Origin of the sequence: uncultured Alsobacter sp. (genome assembly GCF_945952055.1) — a bacterium.
In the GTDB taxonomy this organism is placed as follows: Bacteria; Pseudomonadota; Alphaproteobacteria; order Rhizobiales; family Beijerinckiaceae; genus Alsobacter.
On the sequence record NZ_CAMFHB010000003.1, the window covers coordinates 224,777 to 243,726 of the forward strand.

Sequence of the window (18,950 nt, forward strand, 5' to 3'; positions counted from 1 at the left end):
CGCGCTTCCCGGAGAATGCCATGAACGGTGCCGATATCCTCTGCGACACGCTGCTCGACCACGGCGTGGACGTCTGCTTCGCCAATCCCGGTACGTCCGAGATGCATTTCGTCGCGGCACTCGACCGCAAGCGCGAGATGCGGTGCGTGCTCGGACTGTTCGAGGGCGTGGTGACCGGTGCCGCCGACGGCTATGCCCGCATGGCCGACAAGCCCGCCGCCACGCTGCTGCACCTTGGGCCGGGCCTGGCCAACGGCCTCGCCAATCTCCACAACGCGCGCCGCGCGAGGACGCCCGTCGTCAACGTGGTCGGCGACCATGCCTCCTGGCACCTCGCCAACGACGCGCCGCTGACGAGCGACATCGAGAGCCTGGCGCGGCCCATGTCCCATTTCGTCCGCCGGATCGAAGGACCGGGCGACGTCGCGGCCGCGACCGCCGAGGCCTGGCGCGCGGCGGTGACCTTGCCGGGCGTGGCCACGCTGATCCTGCCTGGTGATGCGGCGTGGACGGACGTGACCGAGCCGCCGGCGCGCGGGCGCCAGGCGCGGATCGCGCCGCTGAAGGTCGCGTCGCAGACGATCGAAACGGTGGCCATGGCGGCCCGCAAGGTGCTCGCGCGCGGTGGGCGCGTGGACGTGCTCGTCAGCCAGGGTGGGCTGCGGGAGGTCGGGCTGGCGGCCGCCGGCAGGCTCGGGACCATCGCGGGGCTGCGCGTGCTGGCGCCGGGCTCCAACCCGCGCATGCAGCGCGGCCAGGGCCGCGTGACGCTGCCGCGCATCCCCTATCCCATCGACATGGGCATGGCGATGATGCGCGACACGGACCTGCTCGTGCTGGCGGGTGCTACGGTGCCGGTCGGCTTCTTCGCCTATCCCGGCAAGAGCGGGAAGCTCCTGCGCGACGATGCCGAGGTCGCGACCCTGGCCACCGCCGGGGACGACGTCGCCGCCGCGCTTGCGGATCTCGCCTCGGCGCTCGGCGCCGGGCCGGGCGGCGCGGTGGTCGGGCCGGACCAGAAGCCGCAGGGGCTGCCCTCCGGCCGACTGTCGGCCGAGGTCATCGGCCAGGTCGTCGGGGCGCTGTTGCCGGAGAACGCGATCATCTGCGACGAGGCGATCACGGCGAGCGCGGCCATCCACGCCGGGACCGTGGGCGCGCCGCCGCACGACTACATCCAGCTCACCGGCGGGGCGATCGGCCTCGGCGTGCCCATGGCGGTGGGGGCGGCGGTCGCCTGCCCGGACCGCAAGGTGGTGGCCGTGCAGGCCGACGGCAGCGCCATGTACACGATCCAGGGTCTGTGGACCCAGGCGCGCGAGTCGCTCGACGTGGTGACGATCATCGTCTCCAACCGCGCCTACGGGATCCTGCAGCACGAGATGCGCGGCGTCGGCATCAACAATGTCGGCGAGATGGCGGGCCGCATGCTGAGCCTCGACCGGCCGGACATCGACTTCGTCGGCGTGGCCAAGGGCCTCGGCGTCGACGGTGGTCGGGCGGAGACGGCGGAGGACCTCGCCGACCTTCTTCGCCGCGGCCTCGCCGGACGCGGTCCGTTCCTCATCGAGGCGGTGGTCTGAGCTTCGCCTGCAGCACGGGAAACGTCGCGTAGAGCACCTGCGCGGCAAGGCCGATGCGCGCGGCGGTCTCGCGGTAGCCGCCCAGAAAGCTCGCGGGCGAGGTGCCCGCGACGACGAAGGCCAAAAGCGCCTCCAGAGCGACGAGCACGGCGAGTGCGGCGGCGCCCATGAGGATGCGGGACGCGGTGTCGGGACCGACGCCGTGTCGGCGCGCCGCGATGCCGCAGGCGAACCATCCCGCGGCCAGGATCACCGGCAGTTCCAGGAGCGTCGCGGCGGTGTCGCCGAGGCGCGGAGCGACGAGCAGGACCCGTGCGGTGCCCAGGATCGTGCCCGCCACCATCACCAGGGCGCTGGCCATGCTGCCGGCCAGGATCGCGCGGCCTGCGTCGGAACGCGTGGTCGTCATCGGCCCATCCTGCGCTGTGCCATGCGGTGCGTCCTTGATCTGCTCCGCGTGCGGAGCGACGCTGCGACCTGCGGAGGCGGCGGCATGTCGGACATGAACGAGATCAGGGAGGGCGAGGTCGTCGCAGAAGGGCTTCCGGAGCCCGGCGATGCGGCGCTCGTGTTCATCGGACGCATTCGGACGCCGTGGACCGATCGCAGCGCCTGTCCGCGGCAGGGGGATCCGGACGGGCCGATCTGCCGGCTGGAGCTGGCGCCGCCGTGGGAGCGGGCGCTCGTGGGTCTCGACGCGCACGAGACCTTGGAGGTGTTCTACTGGCTGCACCGGTCGCGGCGCGATCTCCTCGTGCAGCGCCGCAAGAAGGACGGCCTCCTGCGCGGGACGTTCTCGCTGCGCTCACCGGTGCGACCCAATCCGATCGGGACCTCGATCGCCCGGCTGGTGGGCATCGAGGGTTCCGTGGTCCTGGTGCGGGGGCTCGATTGCCTCGACGGCACACCCCTGATCGACCTGAAGCCGGAGCGGCGCCGCTGAGGCGCCGTCCATCCCCTCACTTCACCAGCATGATCGCCTCGATCTCGACCGGGATGCCGTTGGGCAGGGACCCCATGCCCACGGCCGAGCGGGCGTGGCGGCCGGCTTCGCCGAGCACCGCGACGAACAGGTCCGAGCAGCCGTTGATGACCTTGGGATGGTCGCCGAAGTCCGGTTCGGCGTTGACCATTCCGAGCAGCTTCACCACCGCCTCGATGCGCGAAAGCTCCCCGAGGGCCGATTTCGCCACCGCCAGAAGGTTGAGCCCGGTGATCCTGGCTTCCTCGTAGGCGACCTCGACGGTCATGTCGCGGCCGAGCCGGCCCTTGCTCATCGAACCGTCCGCCCGGCGCGGACCCTGGCCCGAAAGGTACAGGACGTTGCCGACGAGCCGGTAGGGCACGTAGTTCGCCAGCGGCGACGGGGAGGGGGGCAGCGCGAGCCCGAGCTGGACGATCTTTTCCTCAGGGGTCATGGCGCGGTCCTCCGTTGCGGTATCTTGCGGGCAAGGTGTCTCCGTTCGACTGCCTTGTCCAGTTGACGGAAGCCTGCAAGATCGGCCAAGTCCCGCGGTGACGCTCCAGATCCACGGCCGATCGCAGGGTTCCTGCGAGAGGCCGGCTTCCATCCTTTCCCAGCATGCTCCAGACGACAGAGGACGACATGACGAAGATCCGCATCATCGCAGGCCCGTACACCTTCATGGGCAAGCTCGAGGAAGAGGCCGCGCCGAAGACCTGCAAGGCCTTCCTGGAGCGGCTGCCGTTCGAAAGCCAGGTCGTGCACGTGCGCTGGAGCGGCGAGGGCGTGTGGATCCCGCTCGGCGACTATGATTTCGGCGTCACCTACGAGAACCACACGAGCTTCCCGGCGCCGGGCCAGTTCATTCTCTATCCGGGCGGCATCAGCGAGACGGAGATCCTGCTCGCGTACGGCGGCGTGCATTTCGCGTCGAAGGTCGGCCAGCTCGCCGGCAACCACTTCCTGACGATCACCGAAGGCCTCGAAAACCTCGTGCCGCTCGGCAAGGGCTGCCTGTGGAAGGGCGCCCATCCGATCCGCTTCGAGCTCGCCTGAGCCCGTTCAGCCGTCGCCGCGCTGGGCCTTCTTGTGGGCCGCCAGCGCGGCGAGGCGCTCGTTGCGCCAGGCCGTGAGGCGATCGATCCGCTCGCGATCGCCCGGATGCGGCCACGCCGCCATCACCTTGTCGATGTTGGGGCTCTCATAGGCCTCCGGCCCCGCGGACTGCGCCGCGAGCCGCTTGTAGAAGCCCGTGTAGCGGGTGCAGTAGTCGGCGAAGCCGCCGGGCGCGTTGAGCTCGACCGTCTCGAACGGGCCCATGAACGACCAGCGCAAGCCCAGCCCGTTCTTGATCGTGTGGTCCAGGTCCTGCGCCGAGACGTAGCCTTCGCCCACCAGGCGGAAGGCCTCGGCCAGCAGGGCGCCCTGCAGCCTGTTGAGAATGAAGCCGTCGACTTCGCGCCGCACCGTGATGGGGACCTGGCCTATCGCCTCGAACACCGCACGCGCGCGCTCCATCGTCTCCGGGGCCGTCCAGGGCGCCCCGCACAGCTCGACGATGGGCACGAGATGGGGCGGATTGACCGGATGCGACACCAGGCAGCGGGCCCGGCCGGCGAGCCCTTCGGTGAAGCGGGAGGGCACGATCGCCGAGGTCGACGAGGAGAGGATCGCGTCGGGCGCCGCCAGCCTGTCGAGCTCGGCGAAGATGGCCAGTTTGGCCTCGATCGTCTCCGGACCGTTTTCCTGAACAAAATTTGCACCGTCCAGGGCTGCGGCCAGGGATGGGGCGGCCGAGACCCGTGCGGCGGCCTGCTCGGGTTCTTCCGCGAGGCCGTGGCGGGCCAGCGAGAGGAGTTCGTCTCGCACCAGGCGAGGCGCGGCTTCCAGGGTCGGGGCATGCGGATCGGACAGCCTGACTGTCCATCCCGCCCGCGCGAAGATGGCGGCCCAGGCCCGGCCGATCAGGCCCGACCCGACGATGGCAACGGTGGAGGCCTGGGCAACGGTGGAGGTGTGGGCGGGGGGCGGCGAGGCCATGGCGTGTCCTGCTCCGGAGAACGGTCGGCCCTGGAGCGTCGCCGGTATTGGGGCGCGATGCAACGCCCTGCTGAAGCCCGGCCCCAAATGAAACACCGGCCCAGGCGGTTCCCCGCCTTGGAGCCGGTGCCGGAAATCGCCTGCCTGCCCCGTCGGGCTGCGCAGAACTGGTCGCACACGTCAGCGCGCCTGCCCGAAGGTCGTGCTCGCGATCCCGACCGCCATCGGTCACGCGAACGCTTCGGGCCATTGTTGTTGCCGATGCCACCGGGTCGGATCTGGGGAAGATCAGACCTGGTACGTTCGGGAAGGGCGTGACCCGGTCCGCTCACCGGAGGTATTCACTCCCCATGGTTGAGACGCTACCGGTCACAAAAGGGCACACTGCTGACGTGTCCTGTCAGCAAAATGTCAGAAAAGGATCGTGATCCTAGAGCGTTGAAAGAACGAGCCGATTCCGACCGTGAGGTGTCCCGAAACGGCACGTTCCGAAACGCCCCGTCAACGCTGCCGCAGGGTACCCCCGCTCACAGGGATTTGGCCCACTCGGCAATGGCGTCGGCGGCCTGTCCCGGCGTCCCGCCGTGGCCGGCGGCGACCTCGACGTAGCGCGACTTCGGTCCCTTCAGCAGCGCCCGGCCGAACTGCTTGGCAAAGCCCATCGCGCCGCCGTCCGAGGTGCCGACGGCCAGGAGCACCGGAACCTTGATGGAGCCGACGTACCGGCCCATCACGGCCGGTCCCATCGGGTCGAGGAACGACAGGTAGTCGGCCGCAGACAGGGTGACCGACGAGGTCGAGCCCTGGTTGCTGTCGGCGAACGTGCCGGCTTCGGCTCCCTTGCCGGCCTTCACCAGGGCGCGGGCCCGGTCGACGCTCTCGCGCGTCAGGCCCGATTCGTAGAAGAAGGTGGGGTTGTGCCCCGGCGCGGTGAGAGCCAGCCCGGCCAACGGCATGGAGGCGCGAGAGGCGAAGGAGAGGATGGCCGGGCAGCCCATGCTGTGCCCCACGAGGATCACGCTGGTCGCGCCCCGCCCCTGCAGGCTCTTCACGGCTCCGGCGATCAGGCCCATGGCCTCCGCCCAGTTTCCGGACAGGTAGCGGCCCCGGGCCCACGGCATGGTGGGCGCCTCCACGGCGAGACCCGCCGCGGAAAGCTTCGCGCCGACGCTGCTCAGCGAGCCTGCCGGCCCATCCTGCTTGCCGTGGACGAGAACGGCGCCGGTCGCGGCCGCGGCCATGGCCGGCGGGCCGCCCGCGACCAGCGCGGCGCTGCCCACGAGCAAGGCTCGCCTGCCGATCCTGGAGTTGAAGCGTTGCATCGCGGTCGTCCGTCCCCCGGTTCATCGTCCCGCGACGACCTTAAGTCCAGTCGTTTCGAGAATTCGTGAATCCGGGCGAGGCCGCCGTCCTGTCCTCGTGCAGGGCTCAGGACCCGCGAACCTTGCTCGCGACGTAACGGGCGAAGTGCGGGAGCGCGATCTCAGGCCCGGGGATCTCGGGGTGCCAGCCCTTCTCCCACTCGAAATCGACGAAGCCGTCGTAGCCGGCGGCCTCGAGGACGTCGAGGAAGGAGGCGATCGGGACGGTGCCTTCGCCCGTCAGCGCGAAGTCGAAACCGCTGCGGGTCGCGGTGACCGCGTCCTTGACGTGCACCAGCTTGATCCGGCGGCCCAGGCAACCGAACATTTCGTCGGCGCTTTCTCCCCACCGATAGCTGTGCAGCGTGTCCCACAGGACGCCGAGCCGCTCGCTGGCGCCCCGCCGGTAGAGATCCAGCACGCTGTCGGATCGGCAGAAGTCGTCATGCGTCTCGATCAGGCTGGTGACGCCGCCGCGGGCGCTTTCGTCCGCGATCTCACCGAGTCCCGCGGCGATCGCGTCCAGCGTGCGCTCCCGGTCCTGGCCGGCGGGAATGGGCCCTCCGAACAGCCGGAGGTATGGCGCGCCGAGCGCCGCGGCCATCTCGATCTGCCTGCGGGCGGCATCGCGCTGGACCTGGCGGTGCGCCGCGTCGAGCGACACCATGCGCACGCCGGTATTGATCGCCACCACGGCGACCCCCGCATCCTCGAAGCGCCGGCGCGTCTCGCCGATGCGGGCCGCCGAGAACTCCTCGAGGCCGGCGAGATCGACCGTGCCGCGCAGGAACCGGATCTCGACGCCGGCGTAACCCAGGCTCCGGGCCGCATCGATCACCTGCTCGACGGTGTAGTCGGGGCAACCGATCGTGCTGAAGCCGAACCTGAGCATCGCGGGCCTTCCCTTCGTCGTGTCGCATGGCCTGACCCGCGCCGGGCCCGACTGCGCGGGCCTGACCCTAGCCCGCTGGCCGCCGGCCGCAAGCCTTCCGGTGTCCGGTGGGTCTGCCCGGTCTCCCTCGGGCGCAAGGCTGCCGGGCACCCCCGGACCCTGTTGACGGGATGGTCGCGGCACCCCAAACAATCGTGTCGCACGTCAGCCCTGCGTGAAGACACGGATCGAGGAGACACCCTTGGAACAGACATGGCGCTGGTTCGGCCCGGACGACGTGGTTCCGCTGCATGCCATCCGCCAGGCGGGTGCGAGCGGCGTCGTGACCGCGCTCCACCACATCCCGTACGGTGTGGTGTGGTCGATCGACGAGATCGAGAAGCGCAAGGCTCAGATCGGCGCCGACCCGTCCCTGGGGCTGCGCTGGAGCGTGGTGGAAAGCCTGCCGATCCACGAGCGCATCAAGGTCGGGGAGGGCGATCTCACCGCGCTGTTCGACAACTATCGCCAGTCGATGCGCAACCTCGCCGCCTGCGGCGTCAAGACGATCTGCTACAACTTCATGCCGGTCGTCGATTGGACCCGCACGGAGCTCTTCCACGTGCTGCCTGGTGGCGGCCGGGCGCTTCGCTTCAACGCCCATGAATACGCGGCCTTCGACTGCTTCATGCTGGAACGCCCGGGCGCGAAGGACGAGGTGGAGCCGGCGGTGCTGGCCAAGGCGGAGGCCTGGTACAAACAATCGACGGAAGAGGATCGCCGTCGCCTGCTGTCGACGATCATGGCGGGGCTTCCCGGTGCCTTCGACCGCTACGACATTCCCGGCCTGCGCCAGCAACTCGCACGCTACGCCGGCATCGACCGCGATGCGCTGCGCCAGAACTACGCCCGCTTCCTGCGCGAGGTCATCCCCACGGCCGAAGAGGTCGGGATCCGCATGGCGGTCCATCCGGACGACCCGCCGCGGTCCCTCATGGGGCTTCCGCGCATCGTCTCCAACGCGGACGACCTCGCCTTCGTCATGAAGGCCGTCGACAGCCGGGCCAACGGCATCACGCTGTGCACGGGCTCGCTCGGTGCCGGGCGCGCCAACGACCCGCCGGCCATCGCGCGGGATTTCGCCAGCCGCATCCATTTCGTGCACCTGCGCAACGTGGCGAAGGATCCGGACGGGTCCTTCATGGAGGCCGATCACCTGACCGGCGACACGGACATGGTGGCGGTGGTCGAGGCGCTCCTGAACGAGCAGGCCCGTCGCAAGGCGGCCGGCGAGGAGAACTGGCGCCTGCCGTTCCGGCCCGACCATGGCCATGAGTTGCTCGACGACATCGGCAAGGGCAGCTTCCCGGGCTACTCGGCCATCGGCCGCCTCAAGGGCCTGGCCGAAATTCGCGGCGTCATGATCGCCGTGGCCAAGCTGAAGGGGCTGCCGATCTGACGGACTTCGCCCGAAATCAGGAGTCCGACGAGCAAGACCGGAGACGCGCTTCGCTTTCCGGTCTTTTTTCTGTGCCGGGACGAACCGCGCGTTAACGATCCGGACTCGTGCGGCCCTCACCTCTGGCGCAAGTCACGAGACGGTGTCGCTCGAACGCCGCACCTCGTTCCAGCCGGATGGCCGGCAAATGCTTGTTTTTACATTCGTTGCTGTGGAATTGCTGTTTTGTAACGCGCGGCAGATTTCCTGTCGCAAGTGTCAGTTGTGCAGACCACGCGCAGACCTCTGTTAAGATTTGACGCGCATTCTCATCGTGCTGCCATTCGTGTCTGCGACCTGGAGTGGCATGCGCCGCGAGAGAGAGCCGATGAGCAGCAATACATTTTCAGCATCAGACGGATTGTCTTCGTCCCTCGCCGAGTTTTCCCGCCAGGCCAGGCTCGACGCCATCGACCGCACCTTCTCCACCATCACTTTCGACCCCCGGGGCACGATCCTGGAGGTGAACGACAACTTCCTTGCCCTCACGGGGTATGGACGGGATGACGTCGTCGGCAGGCATCACCGGATGTTTTGCGACAAGAGCTACGGGGCCTCCCAGGACTACGCGGCCTTCTGGGCCGCGCTCGCCGAGGGCCGGCCGCACGACGGCGAGTTCAAGCGCATCGGCAAGGACGGCCGCGAGATCTGGATCCGCGCGACCTACAACCCCGTCTTCGACGAAGGCGGCAAGGTCGTGGGGGTGGTCAAGTACGCGCTCGACGTGACCGCCGCCAAGCTGGCGTCGTCCGAGCAGGCCTCGCAGGCGGCCGCGCTCGACCGCTCGCAGGCCATCGTCGAATTCGATCTGGCCGGCCGGATCCTGCACGCCAACGCGAACTTCCTGGGCCTGATGGGCTACACGGCTCCGGAAATCGTGGGGCAGCATCACAGCCTGCTGTGCACGCCCGCCGAGGCGCAGTCGCCGGCCTATCGCGTGTTCTGGGGCAAGCTCGCCCGGGGCGAGTTCGACCGCGGCGAGTATCGCCGCGTCACCAAGGCCGGCCAGGAAATCTGGCTGCACGCGCACTACAATCCGATCTTCGATCCGGACGGCCAGGTGCGCAAGATCGTCAAGTTCGCGACCGACGTCACGTCGGTGAAGGCGATGACGAGCGAATACGAGGGCAAGGTCAAGGCGATCGATCGCGCCCAGGCCGTCATCGAGTTCGACCTGCAGGGGCGGGTCCTCGGTGCCAACGACAATTTCCTGCGCCTGTTCGGCTACGCCGGCGCCGACGTCGTCGGTCGCCATCACAGCGCGTTCTGCGATCCGGCCTTCGCCAAGTCGCACGAGTACCACGCGTTCTGGGAGCGTCTGGGCCGCGGCGACTACGAGGCCGGCGAATTCAAGCGCTTCGGCCGCGACGGCCGGGAGATCTGGATCCAGGCCACCTACAATCCGGTCTACGACGCGTCGGGACGGCTGTCCAAGATCGTCAAGTTCGCCTCGGACGTGACGGCGGCCAAGCTGCGCAACGTCGAGTTCGAGAGCCGCGTCAACGCCGTGGACCGTGGCCAGGCGGTGATCGAGTTCGACCTGGACGGCACGATCCTGTCGGCGAACGAGAATTTCCTGCGCGTGATGGGCTACACGCGTCGCGAGGTCATCGGGCAGCACCACAGCATGCTGTGCCATGCCGACTACATCACGTCGCTCGAGTACCGCGACTTCTGGCTCGACCTCAACAAGGGCGAGTTCAAGGCCGGCCGCTTCCGGCGCGTCGGCAAGTTCGGGCGCGAGGTGCATCTGCAGGCGACCTACAGCCCGATCCTCAATCTGGCCGGCGAAGCCGTCCGCGTGATCAAGTACGCGAGTGACGTCACGGAGCAGGTGCAACTGCAGAACCGCATCGAGGTGAAGTCGGACGAGATGCAGAGCGCCGTCTCGCAGCTCTTCGGCTCGATCACCGAGATCAGCCGCAATGCCGGCTCGGCCACCGATCTCGCCACAGAGACCCAGGCCAACGCCGAACTCGGCTACGAGTCGCTGCGCAACTCCATCGAAGCCATCGAGCTCATCCAGAAGTCGTCGAACGAGATCGCCGACATCGTGAAGGTGATCGGCGAGATCTCGAGCCAGACCAACCTGCTCGCCTTCAATGCGGCGATCGAGGCGGCGCGGGCGGGCGAGCACGGCGTCGGCTTCTCCGTCGTGGCCGGCGAGGTGCGCAAGCTCGCCGAAAGCAGTTCCGAGGCGGCGCGCGGCATCGCCAAGCTCATCGAGGAGAGCGCGTCTCGCGTGGGGCAGGGGACCACCCGCTCCCAGGAGGCCAAGCTGGCCTTCGAGCACATCGTGTCCAGCGTGCGCAAGACGGCGGAATCGATCCGTGGCATCGCGCTGTCGACGACGGCTCAGAAGGACGTCGCCAGCAGCGTCGTCGCCCTGATCGACGACCTGACCGCCCGCCGCACGAAGACCGGCTGAGCGACGGCCGATGACGGGCAGCATGGGTGCGCCATCCGGTCCCGATCCGGCCGTCACGGCGATGACCGTCGGCCTGTTCAGGGTGGGTCCCTGCATGCTGGCCGTCTCGGTCGACGCCGTGCGCGAGGTGATCCGCCGCCCGGCCCGGACGCTGGCCGTCCCGTCGGCCATTGCCGGCCTCGTCGGCGCGGTCGACGTTCGCGGCGTCATCATCCCGGTGCTGGACCTGCGCGCCGCGCTGGGGCTCGGGTCGGACCACGTCCACGACGAGGTGGTCGTCATCCTGCGCCAGTATGGCCGTCTGGTCGGCCTCCTCGCGGACGGCGTGAACGGCATTGCCACCATCGACCGGCATCGGTTGACGCCGGTGGAGGCCCACGTGCCCGTCGGCACGACCCTGCACACTCACTCCTTCACCTGGGAAGCGCAGCCGGTCTGGCTGCTCGACGCGGCCCGCATCGCCGCCATCCCGGGCCTGCCGATGGTCGCCGAGGCCGAGACGCGCACGACCGGCCGCAGCTTCGACCGGCGGGTGACCCGCCTCTTCTTCCGCACCGGCCCGTTCCACTTCGCGCTGCAGGCGACGGAGGTCGATGCCACGGTGGCGCGCGCCGAGCTCCGGCCTTCGCCGCTGACCTCCAGACTGTGCCACGGGGTGTTCGACCACCATGGTCGCAGCATCCCCGCCGTGGATCCGCTGCGCCTGCTCGGGCTCGGCGCATTGGAGCCCGCGGGCGAAAGCCCGATCCTGATCCTGCGCTGTCGAAACGACGGTCGCGTGGGCCTGCGCATCGACGCCGTCCACGACATGGTGGCCCAGGCTGCCGATGACGTGCTGCCGATGCCGGCGCTGGCCGTGGCCGACCCGTCCTGCTTCGAGGGGGTGACCGTCGACAAGCACGGCACCCAGCACCTGGTCCTGAGCGCCGAGGGCCTGCGCGATCTCGAGTCCGTCGATACCTATGCCCGTCTCAGCGGCATCGGTCCCCTCGCGAGCGGCGCGGCCGCCGCGGCGCAGGTGGCGCGCAACCAGGTCGTCGTCTTCACGGCCGGGGCCCGGGCCGCCGTGCCGCTCCTGCAACTTCAGGAAGTCATCGCCTATCCGGAGGTGGTGACGGCCATCGCCGACGTCAGGCCGCACCTGATCGGCCTCTTCGACCATCGCGGCAAGCCCATTCCGCTGCTGGCGCTCGACCGAGCGCTCGGTGCCCGTGCGGGCAGTGGCGCCCATTCCCGGGTGCTCCTGGTGTCGGGCGAGGCCGGAACGGTCGGCTTCGCCGTGGACGTCCTCCACGGCATCGAGGCGGCGAGGGCGATGCAGCCACACGACCGGCGCGCCGTCGGGCACGTCGCCACCGCGCCGTCGATGAATGCCCTCGTCGAGATCGGCGCGGGAGGGGGCGAGGTCCTGCCCCTCCTCGATCTGCAAGCCCTCATGGCCGAGCTCTCCGGTGGCGCTGCGGTGCGCTTGCCCCGCCAGCCCGCGCTGGCCGCCTCCGCTTGAGCTTGTAACGCCGTCGATCCGGTGCAGACTGACGGGGACAGCGTGTCCGGATCCGCCGGATCGCCAGGAAAGGGCTCCCCCATGGACACCCGAGGCTTCGTCGGACGTCGATCCGGCCGTGACAACGCCACGCGGCTTCCGCCAGGCCAGTCGCTGACGGCCGACTTCCCCGTCCTGTCCGCCGGACCGACGCCGAAGGTCGACCTCGCCTCATGGCGGTTCACCCTCAAGGTCGGGCCGCGGCCGGTGGCCTCGTGGACCTGGGAAGAGTTCGGCCGGCTGCCCCAGACCTCCTGGACGCGCGACATCCACTGCGTGACCACGTGGTCCAAGTTCGACACGCCCTGGACCGGCGTGCTGGTCGACGACGTGCTGGCCGCGGCCGGCATCGAGGCGCCGACGCCGTTCGTTCTCGCCCACTCCTTCGACGACTACGCGACCAATGTTCCCTTCGCCGACCTCGGCGGCGGCAAGGCCATGGTCGCCACGCTCTACGAGGGCCGGCCGATCACGCCGGATCATGGCGGCCCCGCGCGGCTGCTCGTGCCGCACCTGTATTTCTGGAAGTCGGCCAAATGGCTGAAGGCCCTGCAGTTCACGCAGAAGGACGAGCCGGGGTTCTGGGAAACCCACGGCTATCACATGCGGGGCGATCCCTGGCAGGAAGAGCGCTACTCGGACGATTGACGTGTCCGCGCCGTCGCGCACGGCCTGGCAGGGGGCCACCCTCCGCGACATCGCGGTCGAGACGCCGCGCATTCGCCGCCTGGTGCTGGAGCCGGACCTGTGGCGGCCGTCGCGGGCCGGGCAGCACGTCGACCTGCGCCTGACCGCGCCGGACGGCTACACGGCCGTGCGAAGCTATTCGTTGTGCTCCCCGCCGGAGCGCCCCGCCACCTACGAGATCGCCGTGGAGCTCCTGCCCGAGGGCGAAGTGTCGTCCTACCTCCACGAGGGCGCCGCCGTCGGGGACCGGATCGAAATTCGCGGGCCGGTCGGCGGGCACTTCGTCTGGTCGGCCGCCGACGGCGGGCCTCTGCTGCTGGTGGGAGGAGGTTCGGGGCTCGTCCCGCTGGTCGCCATGCTGCGGCACCGCGCCGCGGCGGGCGCGAGGGTTCCCGTGGCCGTCTGCGTGGGGGCTCGCCACCTCGTGGACGTGCCGTTCCTGGCCGAGCTCACCGCGATGGCGGAGCGGCATGACGGCGTGTTTCTGTCCGTGGCCGTGTCGCGGGAGGCTGTCTCGCATCCGTACGGCCAGGCGGGCCGTCTCGACGCAGCCTTGCTGTCGGTCGCCCTCGGCCGCCTTTCCATGCCGCCGCGCACTGTTTTCGTTTGCGGATCCAACCGGTTCGTGGAAGGCGTGACGCAGCCGCTGCTGGAGCTCGGCGTGTCCGCGTCGGTCATCCGGACCGAACGTTTCGGAGGCGCCTGACGCGCCGTGGCGCTTGTTCGTCCTGGCGGAGGTCCGGCATGCTTCGACCGCTGTTGCTCCTGATCGCGCTTCAGTTTCTCGGCGAGGCGACGGTGCGGCTGCTGGCCGTGCCCGTGCCGGGGCCGGTGGTGGGGCTGACCGCGCTCGTCGCGCTGTGTGCCGCGTGGCCGGCGGTCTTCGGCTTCGTGGAGGACACCGCCGAGGCGTTGCTCAAGCACCTGTCCCTGCTCTTCGTGCCGGCCGGCGTCGGCGTTCTCCAGCATCTGGGCCTGCTCGCCCGCGAGTGGTGGCCGATCGCCGGCGTGCTGGTGCTGTCGACGGCCATCACCCTGGTCGCGACGGCCCTGACGTTCCAGTGGCTGGCCCGGCCCGCCGGGCCCGACGGGAGCGAGCCATGACCTCGCCGGCCGTCCAGGATCTGTGGGTCTACCTCGCCACCTCGCCGCTGTTCTGGCTCGGGCTCACCCTGGCCGCCTATCTCGGCGCCGACGCCATCGCCGCCGCGACCGGGCGCCATCCCCTCGCCAATCCCGTGCTGATGGCGGTCGCCACGGTCTGCATCGTGCTGTTCGCCACGGGCACGAGCTATCCCACCTATTTCTCCGGCGCCCAGTTCGTGCACGTGTTGCTCGGCCCGGCGACCGTGGCTCTCGCCATTCCCATCATCCGCAACCGTGCGGCCATCCGGCGCGACCTGCGGGCCCTGGTCGGCGCGCTGGTCGTCGGTTCGGCCACGGGTGTGGCGAGTGCCATCGGCATCGCGGTTCTGTGCGGCGGCAGCGAGGTGCTGGTGCGCTCCGTGGCACCGAAGTCGGTCACGGCGGCCATCGCCATGGGCGTCTCGCGGGAGGCCGGCGGCCTGCCCGAGCTGACCGCAGTGGTGGTCATCGCCACCGGCATCACCGGAGCCGTGCTCGTGACGCCGCTGATGAACGCCCTGCGCCTGCGCGACTGGCGGGCGAGGGGCTTCGCCGTCGGTCTCGCCGCCCACGGCATCGGAACCGCGCGAGCGCTCCAGGTGCATCCGCTGGCGGGCACCTTCGCGGCCCTGGCCATGGCCCTCAACGGCGTCATGACGGCCTTCCTGACGCCGGTGCTGCTGCGCGTCATGGGCGGATGAGCCGCCTACCCATGACGGGGCCGCCTGTGCTAGTGCCGCCCTCGTCGACTTTTCTCGTGCCCGGACCGTCCCATGAGCCGCTTCTGGAACCCGCTCGTTCACACGCTGCACCCCTATGTCGCGGGGGAGCAGCCGAAAATGGCGAACCTGATCAAGCTCAACACCAACGAGAGCCCCTACGGCCCTTCGCCCAAGGCGATCGCCGCCATCAGGGCGGCCACGGACGACCGGCTGCGGCTTTATCCCGATCCCACCGCCTCGGCGCTGCGCGAGGCCATCGCCGCGACCCACGGGCTCGCGCCGGACATGGTCTTCGTCGGCAACGGCTCGGACGAGGTGCTCGCCCACGCCTTCCAGGCGCTGCTCAAGCACGACGGGCCGCTGCTCTTTCCCGACATCACCTACAGCTTCTACCCGAGCTATTGCCTCCTGTTCGGGATCGAGCCGCGGCCTGTCGCGCTCGACGAGGGCTTCGGCGTCCGCATCGAGGATTACCGGCAGCCGTGCGGCGCGATCATCGTGCCGAACCCCAACGCGCCCACCGGCAGGGCCCTTCCGCTCGCGGAGATCGAACGGCTGGTGGCCGATCATCCCGACCAGGTGGTCGTCATCGACGAGGCCTATGTCGATTTCGGCGCCGAGAGCGCCATCGCGCTCGTGCCGCGCTACGAAAACCTCCTGGTCGTCCAGACCTTGTCGAAGTCGCGCGGCCTTGCCGGGCTGCGCGTCGGCTTCGCGGTGGGGCAGCGGGCGCTGATCGACGGGCTGGAGCGCGTGAAGGACAGCTTCAACTCCTATCCGCTCGACTCCCTGGCGATCGCCGGCGCCCTGGCCTCGTGGCAGGACGACGCGTGGTTCGCGCAGAAGCGCGCGCAGGTCATCGCCAGCCGCGAGCGGCTGACGGCGGCGCTGCAGGGGCTGGGCTTCGACGTCGTGCCGTCGGCCGCCAACTTCGTCTTCGCCCGCCACCCGGGCCGTGCCGGGGCGGACCTGGCGCGCGAGCTGCGCAGCCGGGCGATCCTCGTCCGCCACTGGAACAAGCCGCGCATCGCGGACCACCTGCGCATCACGATCGGGACGGACGAGCAGTGCGACCGCCTCGTCGAGGCGCTGCAAGAGATCCTGGGCTGAGGCGTTCGCATTCCCATCTATGGAGCTCTCGCACTCCACCGCAGCCGACTCGTCGAGTAGGCGCCCACCTTTCGGTCGTCCTGCCCGGGCTTGGCCCGGGCATCCACGACTTTGCCGGGGCCGTGCGGAATTCGTGGATTGCCGGGCCAAGCCCGGCCAGGACGTGGAGAGGCGTGAGCCGGCTGGAGGTGCCGAGAGGCGCCGGACCCAGCGACGCTACCTTGCGTAAAGACGGTCCAGGCGCACCAGCTTGTTCAGCAGCAGCAGGATCAGCACGGTGGCGACGATCAGCAGGGCCGAGACGGCGTGCACGGTCGGCTCGAGGCTGAAGGTCGATTCCGCGTAGATGCGCACCGGGAGGGTCGTCATGCGGGCGGTGGTGAGGAAGCTCGTGACCGTGACCTCGCCGAAGGACAGGAGGAAGCTCATGATCCCGGTCGCCGCGAGGCCCGGTGCGAGCCCCGGCAGGATCACGAGCAGGAAGCGGCGCAGGCCGTTGGCCCCCAGGCTCGCCGCGGCCTCCTCCTGCGCCTTGTCGAGCTGCTCCACGGAGGCCTGCAGCAGCGAGATGGCGAAGGGCAGGCTGAGCACCACGTGCACGGCCACCAGACCCATGAAGGGCGGCAGCGCCGTGTAGGCCTGCAGCAGGCGCAGCATGCCGACGCCGATGGCCACGTGGGGCAGCGACAGCGGCAGCATCCAGAAGGCTGACAGTCCGGTCAGGCCGGGGAATCGGTAGCGCGAGAGGGCGAAGGCGGCCGGCATCGCCAGCGCGATGGTGACGGCGGCGGAGACGACGGCGAGCTGCACCGAGACGACGAAGGACCCCCAGTAGGCCCCGCCGAACAGGACCGCCGCGTACCATTTCAGCGTGAAGCCGCGAAAGCCGGCGACCGTGGCCTGAGGAACGTCGTTGAAGCTCTGGATGCAGACGAGGGCGAGTGGCAGCAGCAGGAGCAGCAGCGCTCCGCAGAACAGGAGCTTGCCGAGGATCGGGCCGACGACATCGAGGACGCGCAGGACGATCCGGGGCAGGGCGATGGCCGCTGCGGGGCGTCCCGCTTTCCACGGCATGAACCGGCGCACGACCAGGAACACGATCACGGCGAAGAGCGTGCTCGTCGCGGTCATCACCAGAGCCAGGGCGGAGGCGAGCGGCGCGTTGAGGTTCTGCAGGGCCTCCTGCCAGACGAGCATGCCGACGGTGAAGACCTTCTTGCCGCCCAGCAGGGTCGCCGAGACATAGGCGGTCGAGGCCAACAGGAAGACGATGACGATACCGGCGCGCAGGCCCGGCAGGGACAGCGGCACGTCGACGAGCAGCACCCGCGTCATGCGCGAGGCGCCGAGGCTCTGGGCCGCTTCGTGGACGCGGGGCGAGGTGCCCTGCAGGACGTCGTAGAGCGCCAGCACCATGAACGGCATGAAGACCTGCGCCAGCGCGATCGCCACGGCGCCATGGGTGTAGAGCATGCCCTTGAAGGGCGGCAGGCCGACGAGCCCGAGGACCTGGTTGATCAGTCCGTCGGGCGCCAGCAGCAGCACGATGCCAAGCGAGCGCACCACCACGTTGGTGAGCAGCGGAATGAGGATGACGGCGAAGGCCAGCGGGCGCCAGCGCACCGGCAACCTGGCCAGCCACAGCGCCAGCGGATAGCCGAGCAGCGCCGACAGCAGCGTGACGCCGGCGGCCAGGGCCAGTGTCTCGCCCACGACGCGCAGGTAGAATGTGTCCTGGAACAGCGTCCTGAACTGCTCCAGCGATGGCGGTTGCAGCAGGTCCCCGAACGGGTCGGAGACCTCGTGCAGCGACAGCAGCAGCACCGTCACGAACGGCGCCGCGAAGGCGAGCAGCAGCCAGGCCGTCACCGGCAGGGCGAGGAGCGGTCCGGCGAGCCGGCGCAGGTCTCCCGGCGCGGAGGTGGTCTTGCCGGCGGCGAGCGCCGCCGGCAGGGAGGATTGCGAGGTGCTCACCCCGCGATCTCGCGGTTGAAGCGGTTCGTCCAGGCCGGCTGGTTCTTGATCACCAGGTCCCAGTCGAAGTCGACGAGCTTGTCCACGTCGCTGCCCAGCACGAGCTTGCTCTTCAGCGCATCGGGGATGTTCAGGTTCTTGACCGTCGGCGAGTAGTAGATCTCGTTGGCGTAGGCGAGCATGCAGGGCTCGCTGAGATGCAGGTTGATCCACTCCTCGGCGAGCTTCTGGTTCTTGGTGCCGACCGTGATGCAGGCGACGTTCATCGCCACCGCCTGGCCCTCGACGGGGTTGGCGATCTCGATGTTGGGGTTGCGCGTCTCTGCGTACTTGCGCGTGAAGCTGCCGAACTCGATCGAGAGGTCGGCGACGCCCTGGTCGAACATTTGGAAGAGCTGGTCCTGGCTCCCCTGGATGGCCGCGAAGGGCTTGAGCTCCTTGATCTTCTCGAAGCCGACGTCGATCGCCTTCTCGCTGCCGCCGAAGATCTTGGCGGCCATCAGGAGACCTGCCGTGCCTTCCGCGCCGGGGTAGGACGGCCAGGCGATGCGGCCCTTCCATTCCGGGTTCCACATGTCCTTCCAGGAGGTGATCGGCTTGGACGCCTTGCGCTTGTCGTAGACGATCGTGCAGGGGTTCAGCGCCACCCCGTAGCCGCCGAGCTTGGCCACGTCGAAGAGATTGGCGAACTGCGGCACGGCGTCGGTGGGCGCCTGGGTGACGCCGTCCTTCACGGCCTGCCGGCTCTCGAAGATGTTGAGGTACAGCACGTCGAAGCTCGGGCGGCCGCGCTCGGCATAGGCGCGCGACCGGCGCTCGGGCGTCCCGCCCAGCACGTAGGACACCTTGCAGCCGAACTTCTCCACCAGGGGCTTCTCGACATACTGCTTGACGATGCGCTCCTGCGCGCCGCCCCAGATGCCGACGACGAGTTCGTCGCCGGGCTTGGGCTGGGCCACGGCGGTGCGGGAGAAGCCGTAGGGCGCCGCAAGCCCGGCGCCGAGGATGAGCTTGCCGAAGCGGCGCCTGTCGAGTGTCGTCATG

The 18,950-nt window shown here is 69.5% G+C and carries 18 protein-coding genes; 11 read left to right on the plus strand and 7 right to left on the minus strand.

All coding sequences use genetic code 11. From position 1 onward, the window contains the following. Window positions 1–20: 20 nt before the first annotated feature. A complete protein-coding gene (locus Q0Q47_RS03925; RefSeq protein WP_293854663.1) occupies window positions 21–1,583 on the plus strand; it encodes an acetolactate synthase large subunit in 1,563 nt (520 codons plus the stop codon). Here the strand turns inward: Q0Q47_RS03925 and Q0Q47_RS03930 are convergent. Continuing rightward, entirely contained in the window at window positions 1,564–1,992 is a 429-nt protein-coding gene (locus Q0Q47_RS03930) for a hypothetical protein (protein WP_293854665.1), read from the minus strand. The two genes, Q0Q47_RS03925 and Q0Q47_RS03930, sit on opposite strands and share 20 nt — an antisense overlap. Window positions 1,993–2,076: 84 nt before the next feature. On the opposite strand from Q0Q47_RS03930, the gene Q0Q47_RS03935 reads away from it, so the two are divergent. Further along, a complete protein-coding gene (locus Q0Q47_RS03935) occupies window positions 2,077–2,526 on the plus strand; it encodes an SAM-dependent methyltransferase (RefSeq protein WP_293854669.1) in 450 nt (149 codons plus the stop codon). Window positions 2,527–2,542: 16 nt separating this feature from the next. On the opposite strand, the gene Q0Q47_RS03940 is transcribed toward Q0Q47_RS03935, so the two are convergent. Then, window positions 2,543–3,001, minus strand: coding sequence for a RidA family protein (locus Q0Q47_RS03940; RefSeq protein ID WP_293854672.1), 459 nt, complete (start codon window positions 2,999–3,001; stop codon window positions 2,543–2,545). Between the two features lie 188 nt (window positions 3,002–3,189). Between Q0Q47_RS03940 and Q0Q47_RS03945 the strand changes: the two genes are divergently transcribed. Continuing rightward, the gene (locus tag Q0Q47_RS03945) at window positions 3,190–3,603 is read left to right on the plus strand and encodes a DUF3830 family protein (RefSeq protein WP_293854675.1); all 414 of its coding nucleotides are present in this window, start codon (window positions 3,190–3,192) and stop codon (window positions 3,601–3,603) included. Window positions 3,604–3,609: 6 nt separating this feature from the next. On the opposite strand, the gene Q0Q47_RS03950 is transcribed toward Q0Q47_RS03945, so the two are convergent. The 3 genes from Q0Q47_RS03950 to Q0Q47_RS03960 all read right to left on the minus strand — a co-directional run bounded on the left by Q0Q47_RS03950 (window position 3,610) and on the right by Q0Q47_RS03960 (window position 6,840). Next, window positions 3,610–4,587 (minus strand): 3-hydroxyacyl-CoA dehydrogenase, encoded by a 978-nt coding sequence (locus Q0Q47_RS03950; protein ID WP_293854677.1) that lies wholly within the window; start codon window positions 4,585–4,587, stop codon window positions 3,610–3,612. Window positions 4,588–5,114: 527 nt separating this feature from the next. Beyond that, window positions 5,115–5,909 (minus strand): alpha/beta hydrolase, encoded by a 795-nt coding sequence (locus Q0Q47_RS03955; protein ID WP_293854680.1) that lies wholly within the window; start codon window positions 5,907–5,909, stop codon window positions 5,115–5,117. Window positions 5,910–6,015: 106 nt separating this feature from the next. Continuing rightward, window positions 6,016–6,840, minus strand: a complete 825-nt coding sequence (locus Q0Q47_RS03960; RefSeq protein ID WP_293854682.1) for a sugar phosphate isomerase/epimerase — start codon at window positions 6,838–6,840, stop codon at window positions 6,016–6,018. A 241-nt stretch (window positions 6,841–7,081) separates the two neighbouring features. On the opposite strand from Q0Q47_RS03960, the gene uxuA reads away from it, so the two are divergent. The 8 genes from uxuA to hisC all read left to right on the plus strand — a co-directional run bounded on the left by uxuA (window position 7,082) and on the right by hisC (window position 15,932). Then, window positions 7,082–8,278, plus strand: coding sequence for a mannonate dehydratase (gene uxuA / locus Q0Q47_RS03965; RefSeq protein WP_293854685.1), 1,197 nt, complete (start codon window positions 7,082–7,084; stop codon window positions 8,276–8,278). 400 nt (window positions 8,279–8,678) lie between these two features. Then, window positions 8,679–10,745, plus strand: coding sequence for a PAS domain-containing methyl-accepting chemotaxis protein (locus tag Q0Q47_RS03970; RefSeq protein ID WP_293854688.1), 2,067 nt, complete (start codon window positions 8,679–8,681; stop codon window positions 10,743–10,745). A gap of 22 nt (window positions 10,746–10,767) precedes the next feature. Continuing rightward, a complete protein-coding gene (locus tag Q0Q47_RS03975) occupies window positions 10,768–12,249 on the plus strand; it encodes a chemotaxis protein CheW (protein WP_293854690.1) in 1,482 nt (493 codons plus the stop codon). Between the two features lie 81 nt (window positions 12,250–12,330). Further along, window positions 12,331–12,936 (plus strand): sulfite oxidase-like oxidoreductase, encoded by a 606-nt coding sequence (locus tag Q0Q47_RS03980; RefSeq protein ID WP_293854693.1) that lies wholly within the window; start codon window positions 12,331–12,333, stop codon window positions 12,934–12,936. A 1-nt stretch (window position 12,937) separates the two neighbouring features. Further along, window positions 12,938–13,681, plus strand: a complete 744-nt coding sequence (locus Q0Q47_RS03985) for an FAD-binding oxidoreductase (RefSeq protein ID WP_367278203.1) — start codon at window positions 12,938–12,940, stop codon at window positions 13,679–13,681. Between the two features lie 38 nt (window positions 13,682–13,719). Beyond that, window positions 13,720–14,079, plus strand: a complete 360-nt coding sequence (locus Q0Q47_RS03990) for a CidA/LrgA family protein (RefSeq protein WP_293854696.1) — start codon at window positions 13,720–13,722, stop codon at window positions 14,077–14,079. Then, window positions 14,076–14,801, plus strand: coding sequence for an LrgB family protein (locus Q0Q47_RS03995; RefSeq protein WP_293854700.1), 726 nt, complete (start codon window positions 14,076–14,078; stop codon window positions 14,799–14,801). The genes Q0Q47_RS03990 and Q0Q47_RS03995 overlap by 4 nt, the downstream gene beginning before the upstream one ends. Window positions 14,802–14,873: 72 nt before the next feature. Continuing rightward, on the plus strand, window positions 14,874–15,932 hold the full coding sequence (gene hisC, locus Q0Q47_RS04000; protein WP_293854702.1) for a histidinol-phosphate transaminase: 1,059 nt from the start codon (window positions 14,874–14,876) through the stop codon (window positions 15,930–15,932). 216 nt (window positions 15,933–16,148) lie between these two features. Here hisC and Q0Q47_RS04005 read toward each other — a convergent pair whose 3' ends face one another. Both Q0Q47_RS04005 and Q0Q47_RS04010 read right to left on the minus strand, forming a co-directional pair. After that, window positions 16,149–17,906 carry an ABC transporter permease subunit gene (locus tag Q0Q47_RS04005; protein ID WP_293854705.1) on the minus strand — a complete coding sequence of 586 codons (1,758 nt, stop codon included), beginning with the start codon at window positions 17,904–17,906 and terminating at the stop codon, window positions 16,149–16,151. Next, on the minus strand, window positions 17,903–18,949 hold the full coding sequence (locus Q0Q47_RS04010) for an extracellular solute-binding protein (RefSeq protein ID WP_293854707.1): 1,047 nt from the start codon (window positions 18,947–18,949) through the stop codon (window positions 17,903–17,905). Before Q0Q47_RS04010 ends, Q0Q47_RS04005 begins: the two co-directional genes overlap by 4 nt. Between the last annotated feature and the right edge of the window lies 1 nt (window position 18,950).

Excerpts from the sequence above, each read along its gene's own strand:
- Q0Q47_RS03925 (WP_293854663.1), top strand. The coding sequence starts at position 21 with ATGAACGGTGCCGATATCCTCTGCGACACGCTGCTCGACCACGGCGTG.
- Q0Q47_RS03930 (WP_293854665.1), bottom strand. The coding sequence starts at position 1,992 with ATGACGACCACGCGTTCCGACGCAGGCCGCGCGATCCTGGCCGGCAGC.
- Q0Q47_RS03935 (WP_293854669.1), top strand. The coding sequence starts at position 2,077 with ATGTCGGACATGAACGAGATCAGGGAGGGCGAGGTCGTCGCAGAAGGG.
- Q0Q47_RS03940 (WP_293854672.1), bottom strand. The coding sequence starts at position 3,001 with ATGACCCCTGAGGAAAAGATCGTCCAGCTCGGGCTCGCGCTGCCCCCC.
- Q0Q47_RS03945 (WP_293854675.1), top strand. The coding sequence starts at position 3,190 with ATGACGAAGATCCGCATCATCGCAGGCCCGTACACCTTCATGGGCAAG.
- Q0Q47_RS03950 (WP_293854677.1), bottom strand. The coding sequence starts at position 4,587 with ATGGCCTCGCCGCCCCCCGCCCACACCTCCACCGTTGCCCAGGCCTCC.
- Q0Q47_RS03955 (WP_293854680.1), bottom strand. The coding sequence starts at position 5,909 with ATGCAACGCTTCAACTCCAGGATCGGCAGGCGAGCCTTGCTCGTGGGC.
- Q0Q47_RS03960 (WP_293854682.1), bottom strand. The coding sequence starts at position 6,840 with ATGCTCAGGTTCGGCTTCAGCACGATCGGTTGCCCCGACTACACCGTC.
- Q0Q47_RS03975 (WP_293854690.1), top strand. The coding sequence starts at position 10,768 with ATGGGTGCGCCATCCGGTCCCGATCCGGCCGTCACGGCGATGACCGTC.
- Q0Q47_RS03980 (WP_293854693.1), top strand. The coding sequence starts at position 12,331 with ATGGACACCCGAGGCTTCGTCGGACGTCGATCCGGCCGTGACAACGCC.
- Q0Q47_RS03990 (WP_293854696.1), top strand. The coding sequence starts at position 13,720 with ATGCTTCGACCGCTGTTGCTCCTGATCGCGCTTCAGTTTCTCGGCGAG.
- Q0Q47_RS03995 (WP_293854700.1), top strand. The coding sequence starts at position 14,076 with ATGACCTCGCCGGCCGTCCAGGATCTGTGGGTCTACCTCGCCACCTCG.
- hisC (WP_293854702.1), top strand. The coding sequence starts at position 14,874 with ATGAGCCGCTTCTGGAACCCGCTCGTTCACACGCTGCACCCCTATGTC.
- Q0Q47_RS04010 (WP_293854707.1), bottom strand. The coding sequence starts at position 18,949 with ATGACGACACTCGACAGGCGCCGCTTCGGCAAGCTCATCCTCGGCGCC.